We start from the raw sequence: 15,714 nt of genomic DNA on the forward strand, positions 1-15,714 counted from the left end.
TCCCGGCGCCGCGGTAGCACTGGCGGCCCTTCTGGGCCTGCCCTAACCTCACCGAAACGAGAGGGAAGCTGCCATGACCGCATCGCAACATGACGCCGCCATCATCGGCTGGGCGCATAGCCGCTTCGGCAAGCTGGAGGACGCACCGGACGCCGAGGCCCTGATCGGCCTTGTCGCGCGGGAGGCCATCGCCGATGCCGGGCTGGAGCCGCACGAGGTGGATGCCGTCTTCCTGGGCACCTTCAACGGCGGTTTCCAGGCGCAGGACTTCCCCTCCTCCCTGGTGTTCCAGGCCGTGCCGGAGCTGCGCTTCAAGCCCGCCACCCGCTTCGAGAATGCCTGCGCCACCGGCACCGCCGCGATCCATGGCGCGCTGGACTTCCTCGGCGCGAAGCGCGGCCGCATCACGCTTGTGGTCGGCGTGGAGAAGATGACTTCCACCCCCGGGCCGCGCGTGGGCGAGATCCTGCTCTCCGCCTCGCACCTCAAGACCGAGAGCGGGATCGAGGCGGGCTTCGCCGGCGTCTTCGCCCGCATCGCCGAGGCCTATTTCCAGCGCCATGGCGACAGCTCCGACGCGCTGGCCGCCATCGCCGCCAAGAACCACGCGAACGGCGTGGACAACCCCTATGCCCAGATGCGGAAAGACCTCGGCTACGAGTTCTGCCGCAACGAGAGCGAGAAGAACCCCTTCGTCGCCCGCCCGCTGAAGCGCACCGATTGCAGCCTCGTCTCGGACGGCGCGGCCGCGCTCATCATCGCCGAGGGCGACGTGGCCGCCACCGCCCGCCGCGCCGTGCGCTTCCGCGGCACCGCCCAGGTGAATGACTTCCTGCCCATCGCCCGGCGCGACATCATCCGCTTCGAGGGCGCTCGGGAGGCCTGGGCGCGGGCCTTCGCAGCCTCCGGCCTGACGCTGGCCGACCTCTCCTTCGCCGAGACGCATGACTGCTTCACGATCGCGGAACTCATCGAATACGAGGCGATGGGCCTGACGCCGGAAGGCCAGGGCAGCCGCGCCATCCTCGAAGGCTGGACCCGCAAGGATGGCCGCCTGCCGGTCAACCGCTCGGGCGGGCTGAAATCCAAGGGGCATCCGATCGGCGCGACGGGCGTTTCCATGCACGCGCTCGCCGCCATGCAGCTCACCGGCGAGGCGGGCGCGATGCAATTGCCGCGCGCCGAGATCGGCGGCGTCTTCAACATGGGCGGGGCCGCCGTCGCCAACTATGTGAGCATCCTCGAACGCGTCTGAGCCCGGCGCGGGCCTGCGCGAAGGAGCCGGCGCCGATGCGGATGGATGACGAACGCGAGAGCCGCAACCTCGAGGACCGACGGGGCTCGCGGGGCGGATCCGGCGGCGGCCTGGGCGGAGGCGCGCGGATCGGCGGCCTCGGCCTCGTCGCCGTCATCGTCATCTCGCTCTTGCTGGGCGTGGACCCGGGCGTCGTGCTTTCCACGCTGGAGACCGGCCAGGCGCCCGTCACCCAGCAGGCCGCGCAGGCGCCGCCGCGCGACGATCCGGCCGCGCGCTTCGTCAGCCGCGTGCTGGCGAGCACGGAGGATGTCTGGACGGCGGAATTCGCCCGGCATGGGCAGCGCTACGAGCCGCCGCGCCTCGTGCTCTTCTCGGGCCAGGTCGCATCCGGCTGTGGCACCGCGCAATCGGCCATGGGGCCCTTCTATTGCCCCGCCGACCGCCGCGTTTACCTCGACCTCGCCTTCTTCCGGGATCTCTCGCAGCGCATGGGCGCACCGGGGGACTTCGCCCAGGCCTATGTCATCGCGCATGAGGTCGGCCATCATGTGCAGAACCTGCTCGGGCGCCTCGGCGGCGGGCGGGACAATGCGGCGTCGGTGCGGACGGAGTTGCAGGCCGATTGCCTGGCCGGCTTCTGGGCGCGGCGGGCCAACGAAACGCGCCGCATCCTGGAGGCCGGCGACATCGAGGAGGGGCTCTCTGCCGCAGCCGCGGTGGGCGATGACCGGCTGCAGCAGCAAGCGCGCGGCCATGTGGTGCCGGAGAGCTTTACCCATGGCAGCAGCGCGCAGCGGGTCCGCGCGCTCAAGACGGGCCTGGGCAGCGCCGATGTGGGCGCCTGCCTCGGCCGGGGCTGAGACGCGCGAAGCGCCTCAGGCGTGGGCGCGGCCTTCCTCGACCGCGTGGCAGGCCACCATCGCGTCGCCCGCGGACAGCGGCGAAGCCGCGTGAGGCGCCGAAGCCACCGGCTTCATCACCGGCACCTCCGACTTGCAGCGCGCATTGGCAAGGGGGCAGCGCGGATGGAAGGTGCAGCCCGAGGGCGGTGAGATCGGGCTCGGCACCTCGCCACCCACCGGGATGCGCTGGCGGCCGGTCATTTCCAGATCCGGGATCGCCTCCATCAGGGCACGCGTGTAGGGGTGGCGCGGCGCCTGGAAGAGGCTCTCCGCCGGAGACAGCTCGACGAGCTTGCCGAGATACATGACGCCGATGCGGTCACTCACCTGCCGGACGACCGCGAGGTTGTGGCTGATGAAGAGGTAGGTCAGACCGAGCCGGGTCTGGAGTTCCTTCATCAGGTTCAGGATCTGCGCCTGGACCGACACGTCGAGAGCGGAGGTCGGCTCGTCGCAGACCAGGAATTCCGGGTTGGACGACAGCGCGCGCGCGATCGAAATGCGCTGCCGTTGCCCACCCGAGAATTCATGCGGGTATTTCTGGCCATCCAGCGGCGAGAGGCCGACCTGCGTGAGCAATTCGCCGACACGGTTCAGGATGGCCTGCTTGTCCTCGATCAGACGGAAGGCGCGGATCGGCTCGGCAACGATGTCGACCACGCGCCAGCGCGGATTGAGCGAGGCATAGGGATCCTGGAAGATCATCTGCATGCGGCTGCGCTGCTTGGAATCGGCGCGCGCCAGCGAGAGATCCTGCCCGTCGAACATCACGCGCCCGCGCGTGGTGGGGTAGAGGCCCACCATGAGGCGCGCGACGGTGGACTTGCCGCAGCCGCTCTCGCCGACGAGGGAGAGCGTCGTGCCCTTCGGGATGTCGAAGGAGATGCCATCCACCGCGCGCAACGTGCGCTTGCCCTCGCGCGCGACGATGCGCTGGATCAGCGGCTTGGAGACATCGAAATAGCGCGCGACATCCTCGGCCGCGATCATCGGGGTCGGGCTCATCGCTTGCCCTCCGCATAGAGCCAGCAGGCGGCGCGGGTGGTGCCCGCATCCAGCAGATCAGGCCGCTCCACCGCGCAGCGCGCGAAGACCTGAGGGCAGCGCGGGTTGTAGGCACAGCCCTGGGGGATGGCCGTCAGCCGCGGCATGGCGCCATCAATCTGCTGCAGGCGCTCGACGCGCCGGTCGAGCGGCGGAATCGAACCCATCAGGCCCTGCGAATAGGGGTGGCGCGCCTGGCGCACCACCTCGCGCACAGGGCCGATTTCGGCGATGCGGCCGGCATACATCACGGCGACCCGATCGGCGGTTTCCGCGATCACGCCCATGTCATGGGTGACCAGCATCATCGCCGTCCCCTTCTCCCGCGCCAGGGTCTTGAGCATGGCGATGACCTGCGCCTGGATCGAGACGTCGAGCGCGGTGGTCGGCTCATCGGCCACGATCAGCTTGGGCTCGGCGCAGAGGGCGAGCGCGATCACCACGCGCTGGCGCATGCCGCCCGAGAACTCGTGCGGATAGCTGTCGATGCGCTCCCGCGCCGCCGGGATGCCCACGAGTTCGAGCCAGCCGATTGCCTTCTCCCGGGCCTCGGCGGGGCCGATGGGCAGGTGGGTCGTCATCGTCTCCACCAACTGCCGGCCGATGGTGTAGAGCGGGTTCAGCGTGGTCAGCGGATCCTGGAAGATCGCGCCGATCTCGCGGCCGCGGATGCGGCGCATCTGCTCATAGGGCAGGTTGTCGATGCGCCGCCCCTCCAGCAGGATCTCGCCCTTGGCGATGCGGCCCGGCGGCTCCAGCAGGCCGATGATGGCGGCCCCGGTCATGGACTTGCCGGCGCCGGATTCACCCACGACGCCCAGCACCTCGCCCGGGGCGATGTCAAAGGAGACATCGTCCAGCGCCACCAGCGTGCCGCGCCGCGTCGGGAATTCGACGCGGAGGTTCTTCACTTGCAACAGAGACATCAGCGCAGCCTCGGGTTCAGCGCGTCGCGCAGCCAGTCGCCCAACAGGTTCACGGAAAGCACCATCACGATGAGGGCGACACCCGGGAAGATCGTGATCCACCACTCGCCCGAGAACAGGAAGTCATTGCCGATGCGGATCAGCGTGCCGAGCGAGGGCTGCGTCGGCGGCACGCCGACGCCGAGGAAGCTCAGCGTCGCCTCGGCCAGGATGGCGAAGCCGAGGTTGAGCGTCGCGATCACGAGCACGGGGGACATGACGTTGGGCAGCACGTGGCTGCGCATGATGCGCAGCGGCGAGAGGCCGATGACGCGCGCCGCCTGCACATATTCCTTGTTGCGTTCCACCAGGGTGGAGCCGCGCACCGTGCGGGCGAATTGCGGCCAGTTGGAGATGCCGATGGCGAAGATGACGACGAAGAGCGCCACCTCGCTATGCGTCTCGCGCGGCAGCACGGCGCGCACCACGCCATCGATCAGCAAAGCCACCAGGATGGAGGGGAAGGTCAGCTGGATGTCGGCGATGCGCATCAGCAGTGCGTCCACCTTCCCGCCGAGATACCCGGCCAGCAGGCCCACCGTGACGCCCACCAGCGTCGAGAAGATCACCGCCGCGAAGCCCACCAGCAGCGAGACGCGCGCGCCATACATGATGGCCGAGAGCATGTCCCGCCCCTGGTCATCGGTGCCGAGCGGATAACTGGCATCGCCCTCCGACTGCCAGGCCGGCGGCTTGAAGGCATCCATGAGCTGGAGCGAAGCGAGGTCGAACGGATTGTGCGGCGCCAGCACCGGCGCCAGCACCGCGCCCGCGATGCAGATGAAGGCCACGATGGCCGAAATCACCGTGACGGGCGAGCGGGTGAAGCTCCACCAGAGGTCGCTGTCGAAGAAGGCCTTCATGGCTTAGTGCCCCTTCCCGCGGCCGACGCGCAGCCTGGGGTCCACCGCGTAATAGAGAAGGTCCACCACCAGGTTGATGGTGACGAAGACCAGCGCGATCAGCATGAGGTAGGCCGCCATGACGGGAATGTCGGCCGCACCCACGCTCTGGATGAAGAGCAGCCCCATGCCCGGCCACTGGAACACCGTCTCGGTCACGATGGCGAAGGCGATGATGCCGCCGAGCTGCAGGCCCGCGATGGTGATGACCGGCACCAGCGTGTTTTTCAGCGCATGGCCGAAATTGATGGCGCGATTGGTCAGGCCGCGCGCGCGGGCGAATTTCACGTAGTCGGTCCGCAGCACCTCCATCATCTCCGAGCGCACGAGGCGCATGATGAGCGTGAGCTGGAACAGGCCGAGCGTGATGGCCGGCAGGACCAGCGCCTTGAGGCCCGACCAGGTGAAGAAGCCCGACGTCCACCAGCCGATGCGCGTCACGTCACCCCGCCCGAAGCTGGGCAGCCAGCCCAGCCAGACCGAGAAGGTGAGGATGAGCAGGATGCCGATCAGGAAGGTCGGCAGCGAGACACCGACCAGGCTGAAGGTGAGGAAGAAGCGGGAGAGCCAGGAATTGCGATAGAGGCCGGTATAGACCCCCATCGGCACGCCGATCATCAGCGCCAGGAAGGCGGCCGTCAGCGCCAGTTCCAGCGTCGCCGGCGCGCGCTCGGCAATCAGCTCCGCCACCGGTCGCGAGAGCCGATAGGAAAGGCCGAACTCGCCCTGCACGGCATTGCCGAGGAAGGTCGCGAACTGGACGAAGAAGGGCTGGTCGAGACCGAGGTCACGCACCAGCGCCTCGCGCTGCGCCTCGGTGAAGTCCTGGCCCAGCATGATCGCCACCGGGTCGCCCACATAGGCGAACATGGCGAAGCTGATGAGCGAGACCACGAACATCACCGGCAGCGCCTGGAGGATGCGGGAGACGATGAAGGAGAACATGCGGCCTCAGTTCACCACGGCCCATCGGAAATAGGGCTGGTTGTTCGCCATGTGCGGGATGGCGAGCGTGGACCGCATCGCCCAGGGGATCATCTGGTGATGCAGCGGGATATGCGGCACGTCCTCGCGATACAGCCGCAGCGCCTCGCGGATCGTGGCCAAGCGCGCCTCGCCCGTCTCGACCTTCATGCGCTGGATCAGCGCGTCCATCTGCGGGTTGGAGTAGCGGCCATAGTTCCAGATGCCGTCGCCCTGGGCGCCGTTGCGCGTGGCGAGCAGCGACTGGAAGGAATAGAGCGCATCCAGCGTCGGCACGCCCCAGCCCAGCATGTAGATGCTGGTGTCGTCGCGCTGGATCTTGGCGAAGAAGGGACCGAGCGGCATGGCGTTCAGCCGCGCCCGGATGCCCACGCGCGCCCACATGGCGACGATCGCCTGGCAGATCTGCTCGTCATTGATGTAGCGGTTGTTGGAGCAGTCGAGCGTGATCTCGAAGCCGTTGGGGTAGCCGGCTTCCGTCAGCAGCGCGCGGGCGCGGGCCTGATCGTAGGGCAGGCGCACATCCTCCTCGCGGGCATAGCCGTTCACCTGCTCGGGGAAGAGGGTGCCGGTCACCACGCTCTGGTTGCGCATGATGGTGCGATGGATCGCCTGGATGTCGATCGCCTGGTACAGCGCCCGGCGCACCCGCACGTCGCGCAGCGGGTTGCGGCCGCGCACGTCGGAGTAGAGCAGCTCGTCGCGCGCCACATCCATGGCGAGGAAGATGGTCCGAACCTCGGGGCCTTCCAGCACGCGCAGCCCCTGGGCGTTGCGCAGCCGCGCGAGGTCCTGCAGCGGCGGATCCATCACGAAATCAATTTCGTTGGAGAGCAGGGCGGCCACACGCGTCGCATCGCTCGCGATCGGGCGGAAGACGATCTCGGTCACGTTGCCGTTGTTGGTCGGCACCTGCCAGCCCCACCAGTCCGGGTTGCGGACCAGCACGGTGCGGACATCAGGCTCGCGCGTCTGCAGGCGGAAGGCGCCCGTGCCGTTGGTGTTGCGCGTGGTGTGCATCTCCTCGCGCTGGCGGGTGTTCTGCGGGCGGGCCGCATTGTTCCGTTCGGACCAGGAGCGCGACATCATGAACACGGAGGCGAGCTTGTTGGGCAGGATCGGGTCCGGCGCCTTGGTGATGATGTCCACCGTCAGCGCATCCACCGCGACGGCGCGCTCGATCGTATCCACGAATATGCCGAAATTGCTGGTGGGGGCCAGCGCCCGGGTGATGCTGAACACCACGTCGTCGCTGGTGAAGGCCTCGCCCTCATGGAAGCGGACATTGGGGCGCAGCGTGAAGCGCCAGCGGGTCGGCTCCTCCTGCCGCCAGGCCGTGGCGAGGCCGGGTTCGAGGCCAAGCTGCTGGTTGCGGCTGATCAGCGCGTCATAGATTTGCTGCAGCACCATGGTGACGGTGCCGACATTCTGGCTGTGCGGGTCCATCGTGTTGGGGTCGCCACTCGCGGCCCAGCGCACGGTCCGCGCCTCGGCAACACCCACCATCAGCGCCACGACCAGGATCGCGGCCCGCCACAAAGCCCTCATTGATGTCTCCCGAACCCCAGGCCGTCCCGGCCGGAAGCGCCCGCTATACGGGCGGACGCGCCTCGGGGGAAGCCTCTTCCGCCTCGCCGGTGGCCCATTCCTTGATCAGGGTATAGCCCAGCGCCAGCAGCACGGGTCCCAGGAACAGCCCCAGGAAACCAAAGGCGAGAACGCCGCCCAGCGCGCCCAGGATGGTCAGCAGCAAGGGCAGATCGGCACCGCGCGAGATGAACCAGGGCCGGATCACATTGTCCACCGAGGAGATCCCCAGCCCCCCGTAGAGCGCCAGGAAGATGCCCCAGCCGATGCTCCCCGTGGCCAGAAGCCAGATCGACGCCGGGATCCAGACCAGCGGCGCCCCCACCGGCAGGATGGAGATGACACCGGCGATGACCGCCAGCAGCACGGGCTGCGGCACGCCCGAGATCCAGAGGCCGAAGAAGGTCATGAAGCCTTGCGCGACGGCCGTGCCCAGCATGCCATAGACCACGCCGCGGGTGACATTGCCCGTCAGTTCCCACAGATGCGGCGCGCGCACGCCGGCCAGCCGCTCCAGCAGGCCATAGGCGCCCTTCGCCAGGGCCGGGCCATCCTTATAGATGAAGAAGGCGAGCAGGATGGCGATCAGCATCTCCGCCACGCCCGAGAGCAGGCCGAGCAGCAGGGACAGCGCGAATTGCGCGATATCCCCGGCATAGGGGCGGATGGCGGCGACCAGGTGGGAGGCATCACCGGCCAGCGCCTGCCACCAATCGTTCAGGTAGGGACCGACCATCGGGATCAGCAGGAAGACGCCGGAGAGATCGGGCAGGCCCTCGCTGAAGACGCGCACCAGCCAGTTGCGGATGCCCTCGATGTCCTCGCGCCGGACCGGCGTGGCGAAGACCAGCGGCAGGCCGATCAGCAGGAACTCGGCCGATACCATCACGCCCGCCGCGCTCCCCGCCCCCAGGCGCAGCCGGTCGGTCAGGAAGCGATAGGCGGGCCAGGTGCAGAAGACGAGGATGACGGCCCACATGAGCGCCGAAATGAAGGGCTTGAGCACCAGGAAGCAGCCCGCCGCCAGTGCCCCGGCGGCGATGAAACCCACCAGCCTCGCCAGTTGCTCCTTGTTCTCCATCATGCACCCTTTGCCGAGACCCGCGGGAAGCCTGTAGCATGCACGGGTGAACATCCTTGCGCCACCACGCCCGCGGCTCTCGGTCGAGATCGTCTTCGATCTCGTCTGCCCCTGGTGCTACCTCGGCATCCGCCGCCTGATGCGGGTGCTGGCCGAGCGTCATGACCTGCAGCCGGACCTGCAATGGCGCCCCTTCCTGCTGAACCCGGAAATCGCGCCCGGCGGCATCCCCCGGCAGGACTGGCTGGCCCGCAAGTTCGGCGGCGAGGACCGCGCCCGGCGCCTGCACGGCACCATCACCGAACTCGGGCGCGCCGAGGGAATCGCCTTCCGCTTCGACCTGCTGCGCCGCATCCCGGCCAGCCTCGACGCCCACCGCCTGCTGCGCTGGGCTGGGCGGCACGCGCCGGTGGACCGCCTCGTGGAGCGCCTCTTTGCCGCCTATTTCTGCGAGGGGCTGGACATCGGGCAGCATGCGACGCTGGCCATGCTGGCGGGCGAGGAAGGCTTCGACCAGGCCGCCGCCCTCCGGCTGCTGGGCGGCGCAGGCGAGACGGAGTGGGTCCACCTGGAGAACCTCCGCGCGCACCGCCTCGGCATCAACGGCGTTCCCTGCTTCCTGGTGGATGGCGAGCACGCGATCGCCGGCGCACAGGAGCCCGAGGTGCTGGAGCGGCTCATCGAAGTGGCGCTGGCCGCGGGCTGAGGCTCGCCCACCGTCTTGCGCGCCGGCGCAATTCGGCCATGGTTGGCCGGGAGGGAGGCGGAAGGGCCTCGGAAAGTTGAAGAAATGAACGAAACCGAGCGAGTCTGGGAGGCGGAGCTAGCATCGCACGAGCTGCTGGGGACCCCGAGCGAGCGGGAGCACGCACGCATTCTGCGCCTGGCCCTGCGCCTCTGCGATGCCCCGGCCGGCGCCATCATCTTTAGGGAGGGCGGGCCACGCACGCTGCTGGGCCCGGCGGCAGAGGCCAGCGCCGCGGCGCTGGACGCCCTCGCCCATCGGGTCATGGAAGCCGGTGCCCCCCAGCTCGCCTCCGCCCCCCGACTCGAGGCCGGCATTCCCCTCACCACCCCGGGCGGCGCGACGCTCGGCGCCCTCTGCGTCCTCGACCCTCGCGCCGGCGCCCCCCCTCTTGCGGCGGACCGGGCGGCGAGCCTGCACGAGGGCCTGCTCGACCTCGCGCGGATCGTCATGGACCAGCTGGGGGAGCGCCGCCGCGCACTCGACCAGGCCCGCATGGAACGCGATGCCCGGTTGCTGCGGCGCTGGATGGCGGTGGCCGCCGAAGCGACCGACCTGGAAAGCTCCGCCCGCTCGGCGGCGCTTGCGCTGTGCGAGGCAACGGGCGCCCTCACCTGCCAGCTCTGGCAGCGGTTGGGCGGCAAGGAGCCGAGTGCCCGCTTCCTCGGCGGCTGGAGCGACAGCAGCTTCGGCCTGCCCGACGACCCGGGCGCGCAACGCAACCTGACCATCTCCGCACCCAACTCGCCCACCCTGCGCGCGCTCCGCGAGGAACGGCAGATCATCGTCACCGACGTGACGACGGAGGACTGGGCCAGCAACCCCTTGCTCGGCCCCGCCGCGCAGCGGGGCCTGCGCTCCCTGATGGTCTCGCCCTTCCGGCTGGAGGCGCAGGGCTTCGCGCTGCTGATCGGCCTCGGCGAGGGGCGCAGCAACTTCAACGAACTGTCGCAGCTGCTCGACCAGGCGGTGTCCGTCCTGCGCCCCATCCTCCGCCGCATCCGCAACGAGGACGAGGCGCGCCTGATGCGCCGCGTGGTGGAGGCGACCTCCGACGTGGTGCTGATCACCGAGGCCGAGCCGGTGGACACGCCCGGGCCGCGGATCGTCTATGCCAATCCCGCCTTCGAGCGGGAGACGGGCTACACCCAGGCCGAGGTGCTGGGCCTCACGCCGCGCCTGCTGCAGGGCGCCGGCACATCGGCCAAGGCCCGACGCAACATCCGCAACGCGTTGGAGGCCTGGAAGCCGGTCCGCCAGGCGGTGCTGAACTACCGCAAGGATGGCAGCAGCTTCTGGTCCGACCTTCGCATCTCGCCCGTGGCCGACAGCGAGGGCTGGTTCACCCATTGGGTCTCCGTCCAGCGCGACGTGACCCTGGAGCGCGAGGCTGAGATCGCCCGCGCGGAGGCGCTGGCCGAACGGGATGCGATGCTGGCCCGCCTGCCGGGCGTGCTGTTCCGCTTCGAACGCCAGCCCGATGGCCGCTGGTTCCGCCGCTATGCCTCGGCGCAGCTGGAGGCGCTCACCGGCTTCACGCCGGCGGAGGCAACGCAGCTCGGCTGGTTCCAGGCCCATGCGCATCCGGACGACTGCGACCGCATCATGGCCCTGCCGGACGCCACGATCGGACAACCGGAATCCACGACGGAGTTCCGCTTCCGCCACAAGGACGGGCGCTGGCTCTGGATCCGCGGAATCCAGCGCGGCCAGGTGACGCCCGCCGGCGTGCCCGAGCTGATGAGCATCTGGACCGACATCACGCGTGAGAAGCAGCTGGCCGAGCAGCTGGCCCATTCGGCCAAGCTCGCCCAGCTGGGCGAGGTGACGACAGGCATGGCGCATGAGCTGAACCAGCCGCTCGCCACCATCAGCATGGCGGCGGACATCATGCTGCTGCAGCTCGACGGCAACGATCCGGCCCTGGCACCCATGCGGGACCGGCTCGAGAAGATCATCGGCCAGACGGCCCGCATGGCGAATCTGATCGACCACATGCGGATCTTTGGGCGCGCGGAGAACCTGCCGGCGGCGCCCCTCCAACTCCGGCAGGTGATCCATGACGCGCTGGAGATGCTCAACAGCAAGCTGACGCTCTCGGCCGTGCGGGTGACGCAGGAGGTGGAGGCGGAACTGCCCCCGGTGCTCGGCATCGCCATCCCGCTGGAGCAGGTGCTGATGAACCTCATCGCGAATGCCTGCGACGCCTATCATGCGCAGTCGCCCGAGGGCGGCGGGGAGCGGATGATCCGGCTGCGCGCCTGGCGGGCGGGCGGTGAGGTCCGGCTGGAGGTGCGCGACGCGGCGGGCGGCATCCCGGCCGACATCCTGCCGCGCATCTTCGAGCCCTTCTTCACGACCAAGCCCGAGGGCCAGGGCACCGGCCTCGGCCTCTCGATCAGCTACGGCATCATCCAGGACATGGGCGGCAGGCTGGCCGCCGAGAACGTGCCGGGCGGCACGGCCTTCACGATCAGTTTACCCGCCGCCTGAGGGCGGCTCACGCCGCCTTCGCCTGCTCCACCACGCGCACGAGGTTGGCAACCAGCCCGCGCGCCGCCTTCACCCGCGCATCGAAAGGCAGTTCCCGCAGCAAGGCGAGCTTGTGGTCCGGCCGCAGCGAGACCAGGCCCTTCTGGCCCGAAACCCAGGCTACCAACCCGGCCGGATTGGCGAAGCGGTTCTTGTGGAAGGCGATGACGACGCCCTTGGGCCCCGCATCCACCTTCTCGACGCCGGCCGCACGGCAGGCGAGCTTGAGGCTGACCACCTGCAGCAGGTTCTCCACCTCGGGCGGGATGGGGCCGAAGCGGTCGGCGAATTCCGCGGCCATCGCCTCGACCTCGGCCTCGGTCTCGAGCCCGCCGATGCGGCGATAGAGGCCGAGGCGCACGGGCAGCTCCTGCACGTAGTTCTCGGGGATCAGCACCGGCAGGCCGAGATTGATCTGCGGCGTGAACTTGCCCTCCGCCTCGCGCGCGCGCTTGGAGCCGGCGCGGAGATCGGCCACGGCTTCCTCCAGCATCTCCTGGTAGAGCTCGATGCCGACCTCGCGGATCTGGCCGGACTGCTCCTCGCCCAGCAGGTTGCCGGCGCCGCGGATGTCGAGGTCGTGGCTCGCCAGCGTGAAGCCGGCGCCGAGATTGTCCAGCGTCTGCATCACCTCGAGCCGCTTCTGCGAGGTGGGGCTGAGGCGGTGATGCGGCGGCCAGGTCAGGTAGGCATAGCCGCGCTGCTTGCCGCGCCCGACGCGCCCGCGCAGCTGGTAGAGCTGGCCCAGGCCGAACATGTCGGCGCGGTGGATGATCAGCGTGTTCACCGCCGGCATGTCGAGGCCGGATTCCACGATATTGGTGGCGAGCAGGATGTCGTATTTGCCGTCACCGAACTCGGTCATCACCTGCTCGAGCTCGGTCGGCGCAAGCCTTCCATGCGCCTGCACCACGCGCGCCTCGGGCGCCACTTCGGCCAGGCGCTCATACATCTTCGCCATGTCCTCGATGCGGGGCACGACAACGAAGACCTGCCCGCCGCGGAAGCGCTCGCGCTGCACCGCCTCGCGCAGGACGAGGCTGTCCCAGGGCATGATGAAGGTGCGCACCGCGAGGCGGTCCACCGGCGGTGTCGCGATCACGCTCATCTCGCGCACGCCGGACAGCGCCAGCTGCAAGGTGCGCGGGATGGGGGTCGCGGTCAGCGTCAGCACATGCACGCCGGCCTCGAGTTCCTTCAGCCTTTCCTTGTGCTTCACGCCGAAATGCTGCTCTTCATCCACGATGACGAGGCCGAGATTGTCGAAGCTGATCGTCTTGCCCAGCAGCGCGTGGGTGCCGACGACGATGTCCACCTCGCCCGCCGCCAGCGCCGCCTTGACCTGGGCGGCCTCCTTCGCCGTCACCATGCGCGAGAGCTGCGCGACCTTGATCGGCAGGCCCGCGAAGCGCGCGGTGAAGATGCGGTGGTGCTGGCGCGCCAGCAGGGTGGTGGGCACGACGACGGCGACCTGCGAGCCGGACATGGCGACGGTGAAGGCCGCGCGCAGCGCCACCTCCGTCTTGCCGAAGCCGACATCGCCGCAGATCAGACGGTCCATCGGGCGGCCGGAGGCGAGGTCCTCCAGCACATCGGCGATGGCGCGGGCCTGATCGTCCGTCTCCACATAGGGGAAGCGGGCGCAGAATTCGTCCCAGGCGCCTTCGGGCGGGGCCATCATCGGCGCCTCGCGCGTCTGGCGTTCGGCGGCGATGCGGATCAGGGCGCCCGCCATGTCGGCGATGCGCTGCTTCGCCTTAGACTTGCGCGCCTGCCAGGAGGCGCCGCCCAGCTTGTCCAGCGCGACGCCGGCCGTCTCGCTGCCGAAGCGGCTGAGGATTTCGATGTTCTCGACGGGGACAAAGAGCTTGTCATTGCCGTCATAGATCATCCGCAGGCAGTCATGCGGCGCGCCGCTCACCTCGATGGTGGCCAGCCCGTCATAGCGCCCGATGCCGTGATCCTGATGCACCAGCAGATCTCCAACCTCGATCTGCGTGGCATCCGCGATGAACTGGTCGGCGCGCTTCTTGCGGCGCGCGGGGCGGGCGATGCGCTCGCCCAGCAGGTCCTGCTCGGCGGTGATGGAGAGCTGTTCGGCGGTGAAGCCGCGCTCCAGCCCCAGGATGCCCACGCCGATGGTGCCGGGCGAAAGGCGCTGGAAGGCGTAGTAGTCGTCCACCGGCTCCGCCGCGACGCGGTTCTCGCGCAGCAGCGTCACCAGCCGCTCGCGCGAGCCGCGGGTCCAGGCGGCGAGCATGGGCTGCCGGCCGCGGCCGCGCTCAGTCTCGGCATGGGCGGCATAGGCGGAAAACAGGTTCTCCCCCGCCTGCCGGATCTCGGTGAAGAGGCGCCCGGCCCGGCCGCCCGCATCGAAGCCATCCGCGCCGTCTGGCTTGTGGAAGGGCGAGAAATGCAGCTCCTGCCCCCGGGCCAGCATGGCGTCCCAGCCGGCGCGGTCGAGGTAGAGGCGGCCGGGCGGCGCGGGGCGATAGGGCACCTCGCCCTCGCCGAGCCGGGCCGGGATGCGGCGGGCCTCGTAGTGGTCCTGGATCATCTCCAGCCGCGCCGTCAGCGCCTCCTCGGCCTGGGCGTCCAGGCTGACCGAGGCACCGGGCAGGTAGTCCAGCAGCGTCTCCATCTCGGCGTGGAAGAGGCCGGCCCAATGCTCCATGCCCGGATGCCGCCGCCCGGCGCTGACCGAGACATAAAGCGGGTCCTCGGCCGCAGCGTTGCCGAAGAGGTCACGATAGCCGGTCCGGAAGCGCTCGATGGAGGCCGGGTCGAGGAAGACCTCCCCCACCGGGCGCAGGGTCAGCCGGTCCACCGCCGCGCCGCTGCGCTGGGTGCCGGTGTCGAGGCGACGGATGCTCTCGAGCTCGTCGCCGAAGAGGTCGAGGCGCAGCGGGTCGGCCTCGCCCGAGGGGAAGAGGTCCAGGATGCCGCCGCGCACCGCGTATTCGCCGGGCTCCATGACGGTGCCGGTGCGGTTGTAGCCGTTGGTCTCCAGGAAGGCGGTGATCTGCTCGATGCTGGCGCGCCCGCCCTTGCGGAGCAGCAGCGCGGAATTGGCGAAGGCACTGCGCGGGGGCACGCGCTGCACCAGCGCATTCACCGTGGTCAGCACGATGCGCGGCCGCGCCGGCGGCGCCGTGAGTTCGGCCAAGGTGGCGACGCGCTCGGCGACCAGCTCCGGATTGGGCGAGACGCGGTCATAGGGCAGGCAGTCCCAGGCCGGCAGGCGCAGGACCTCGGCCTCGGGCATGAAGAAGGCCAGCGCATCGGCCATGCGGGCCATGCGGGCATCGTCGCGGCAGACATGCAGGACCGGCGCCTGGGTCTCGGCGCGGCGCTGGCGCAGCAGCAGGGCGTCATAGCCCTCGGGGGCGCCGTAGACCTTCAGCGTCATTTCAAATGATCCGGCATGCCCGCGCCGGGCGCCGCGCTCTCGGCCGCGATGCGGTCGAAGAGCGGCCCGCGCACCTCCGGCGGTGCGGGGCGGCGGCCGGAAAACCAGTCGGCCAAGTCCACATCCGGCAATTCCATGATGGCTTCCAGCTCATCCAGCTCGGCCGGCGTCAGCGCGGCGATATGCCGGCGGACGAAGCCGCCCAGCATCAGGTCGCATTCCTTGGTGCCGCGATGCAGGGCCCGGAAGAGCAGGCGGCGCTGGCGGTGGGGGAGTTCGGGGGTTTCGTCAGGACTCGTCACGGG

General features: G+C 69.5%; 12 protein-coding genes. 4 read left to right on the top strand and 8 right to left on the bottom strand.

The window, feature by feature from the left end:
- Positions 1–73: 73 nt before the first annotated feature.
- Both R9Z33_RS18045 and ypfJ read left to right on the top strand, forming a co-directional pair.
- The gene (locus R9Z33_RS18045; RefSeq protein ID WP_318647947.1) at positions 74–1,255 is read left to right on the top strand and encodes an acetyl-CoA acetyltransferase; all 1,182 of its coding nucleotides are present in this window, start codon (positions 74–76) and stop codon (positions 1,253–1,255) included.
- A 41-nt stretch (positions 1,256–1,296) separates the two neighbouring features.
- A complete protein-coding gene (gene ypfJ / locus R9Z33_RS18050; RefSeq protein WP_318647948.1) occupies positions 1,297–2,118 on the top strand; it encodes a KPN_02809 family neutral zinc metallopeptidase in 822 nt (273 codons plus the stop codon).
- Between the two features lie 15 nt (positions 2,119–2,133).
- Here ypfJ and R9Z33_RS18055 read toward each other — a convergent pair whose 3' ends face one another.
- The 6 genes from R9Z33_RS18055 to R9Z33_RS18080 are packed head-to-tail and all read right to left on the bottom strand — an operon-like array spanning position 2,134 to position 8,726.
- The gene (locus R9Z33_RS18055; RefSeq protein ID WP_318647949.1) at positions 2,134–3,165 is read right to left on the bottom strand and encodes an ABC transporter ATP-binding protein; all 1,032 of its coding nucleotides are present in this window, start codon (positions 3,163–3,165) and stop codon (positions 2,134–2,136) included.
- Positions 3,162–4,130 carry an ABC transporter ATP-binding protein gene (locus R9Z33_RS18060; RefSeq protein ID WP_318647950.1) on the bottom strand — a complete coding sequence of 323 codons (969 nt, stop codon included), beginning with the start codon at positions 4,128–4,130 and terminating at the stop codon, positions 3,162–3,164. The genes R9Z33_RS18055 and R9Z33_RS18060 overlap by 4 nt, the downstream gene beginning before the upstream one ends.
- Positions 4,130–5,032 (bottom strand): ABC transporter permease, encoded by a 903-nt coding sequence (locus R9Z33_RS18065; protein ID WP_318647951.1) that lies wholly within the window; start codon positions 5,030–5,032, stop codon positions 4,130–4,132. Before R9Z33_RS18065 ends, R9Z33_RS18060 begins: the two co-directional genes overlap by 1 nt.
- A gap of 3 nt (positions 5,033–5,035) precedes the next feature.
- Positions 5,036–6,016, bottom strand: coding sequence for an ABC transporter permease (locus R9Z33_RS18070; protein ID WP_318647952.1), 981 nt, complete (start codon positions 6,014–6,016; stop codon positions 5,036–5,038).
- A gap of 6 nt (positions 6,017–6,022) precedes the next feature.
- Entirely contained in the window at positions 6,023–7,603 is a 1,581-nt protein-coding gene (locus R9Z33_RS18075) for an ABC transporter substrate-binding protein (RefSeq protein ID WP_318647953.1), read from the bottom strand.
- 43 nt (positions 7,604–7,646) lie between these two features.
- Positions 7,647–8,726 (bottom strand): AI-2E family transporter, encoded by a 1,080-nt coding sequence (locus tag R9Z33_RS18080; protein ID WP_318647954.1) that lies wholly within the window; start codon positions 8,724–8,726, stop codon positions 7,647–7,649.
- A gap of 43 nt (positions 8,727–8,769) precedes the next feature.
- Between R9Z33_RS18080 and R9Z33_RS18085 the strand changes: the two genes are divergently transcribed.
- Positions 8,770–9,429, top strand: a complete 660-nt coding sequence (locus R9Z33_RS18085) for a DsbA family oxidoreductase (RefSeq protein ID WP_318647955.1) — start codon at positions 8,770–8,772, stop codon at positions 9,427–9,429.
- 84 nt (positions 9,430–9,513) lie between these two features.
- Complete coding sequence (locus tag R9Z33_RS18090) at positions 9,514–11,961, top strand: PAS domain-containing sensor histidine kinase (protein WP_318647956.1); 2,448 nt, start codon at positions 9,514–9,516, stop codon at positions 11,959–11,961.
- A 7-nt stretch (positions 11,962–11,968) separates the two neighbouring features.
- Here R9Z33_RS18090 and mfd read toward each other — a convergent pair whose 3' ends face one another.
- Positions 11,969–15,409 carry a transcription-repair coupling factor gene (gene mfd / locus R9Z33_RS18095; protein ID WP_318647957.1) on the bottom strand — a complete coding sequence of 1,147 codons (3,441 nt, stop codon included), beginning with the start codon at positions 15,407–15,409 and terminating at the stop codon, positions 11,969–11,971.
- Positions 15,406–15,711 carry an FAD assembly factor SdhE gene (locus tag R9Z33_RS18100; RefSeq protein WP_318647958.1) on the bottom strand — a complete coding sequence of 102 codons (306 nt, stop codon included), beginning with the start codon at positions 15,709–15,711 and terminating at the stop codon, positions 15,406–15,408. Before R9Z33_RS18100 ends, mfd begins: the two co-directional genes overlap by 4 nt.
- Between the last annotated feature and the right edge of the window lie 3 nt (positions 15,712–15,714).

This window comes from Sediminicoccus rosea (assembly GCF_033547095.1).
GTDB lineage: Bacteria > Pseudomonadota > Alphaproteobacteria > Acetobacterales > Acetobacteraceae > Roseococcus > Roseococcus rosea.

Bases quoted from the DNA above. Each gene is read 5' to 3' on its own strand.
- R9Z33_RS18045 (WP_318647947.1), top strand. From the start codon at position 74: ATGACCGCATCGCAACATGACGCCGCCATCATCGGCTGGGCGCATAGC.
- ypfJ (WP_318647948.1), top strand. From the start codon at position 1,297: ATGGATGACGAACGCGAGAGCCGCAACCTCGAGGACCGACGGGGCTCG.
- R9Z33_RS18055 (WP_318647949.1), bottom strand. From the start codon at position 3,165: ATGAGCCCGACCCCGATGATCGCGGCCGAGGATGTCGCGCGCTATTTC.
- R9Z33_RS18060 (WP_318647950.1), bottom strand. From the start codon at position 4,130: ATGTCTCTGTTGCAAGTGAAGAACCTCCGCGTCGAATTCCCGACGCGG.
- R9Z33_RS18065 (WP_318647951.1), bottom strand. From the start codon at position 5,032: ATGAAGGCCTTCTTCGACAGCGACCTCTGGTGGAGCTTCACCCGCTCG.
- R9Z33_RS18070 (WP_318647952.1), bottom strand. From the start codon at position 6,016: ATGTTCTCCTTCATCGTCTCCCGCATCCTCCAGGCGCTGCCGGTGATG.
- R9Z33_RS18075 (WP_318647953.1), bottom strand. From the start codon at position 7,603: ATGAGGGCTTTGTGGCGGGCCGCGATCCTGGTCGTGGCGCTGATGGTG.
- R9Z33_RS18080 (WP_318647954.1), bottom strand. From the start codon at position 8,726: ATGATGGAGAACAAGGAGCAACTGGCGAGGCTGGTGGGTTTCATCGCC.
- R9Z33_RS18090 (WP_318647956.1), top strand. From the start codon at position 9,514: ATGAACGAAACCGAGCGAGTCTGGGAGGCGGAGCTAGCATCGCACGAG.
- mfd (WP_318647957.1), bottom strand. From the start codon at position 15,409: ATGACGCTGAAGGTCTACGGCGCCCCCGAGGGCTATGACGCCCTGCTG.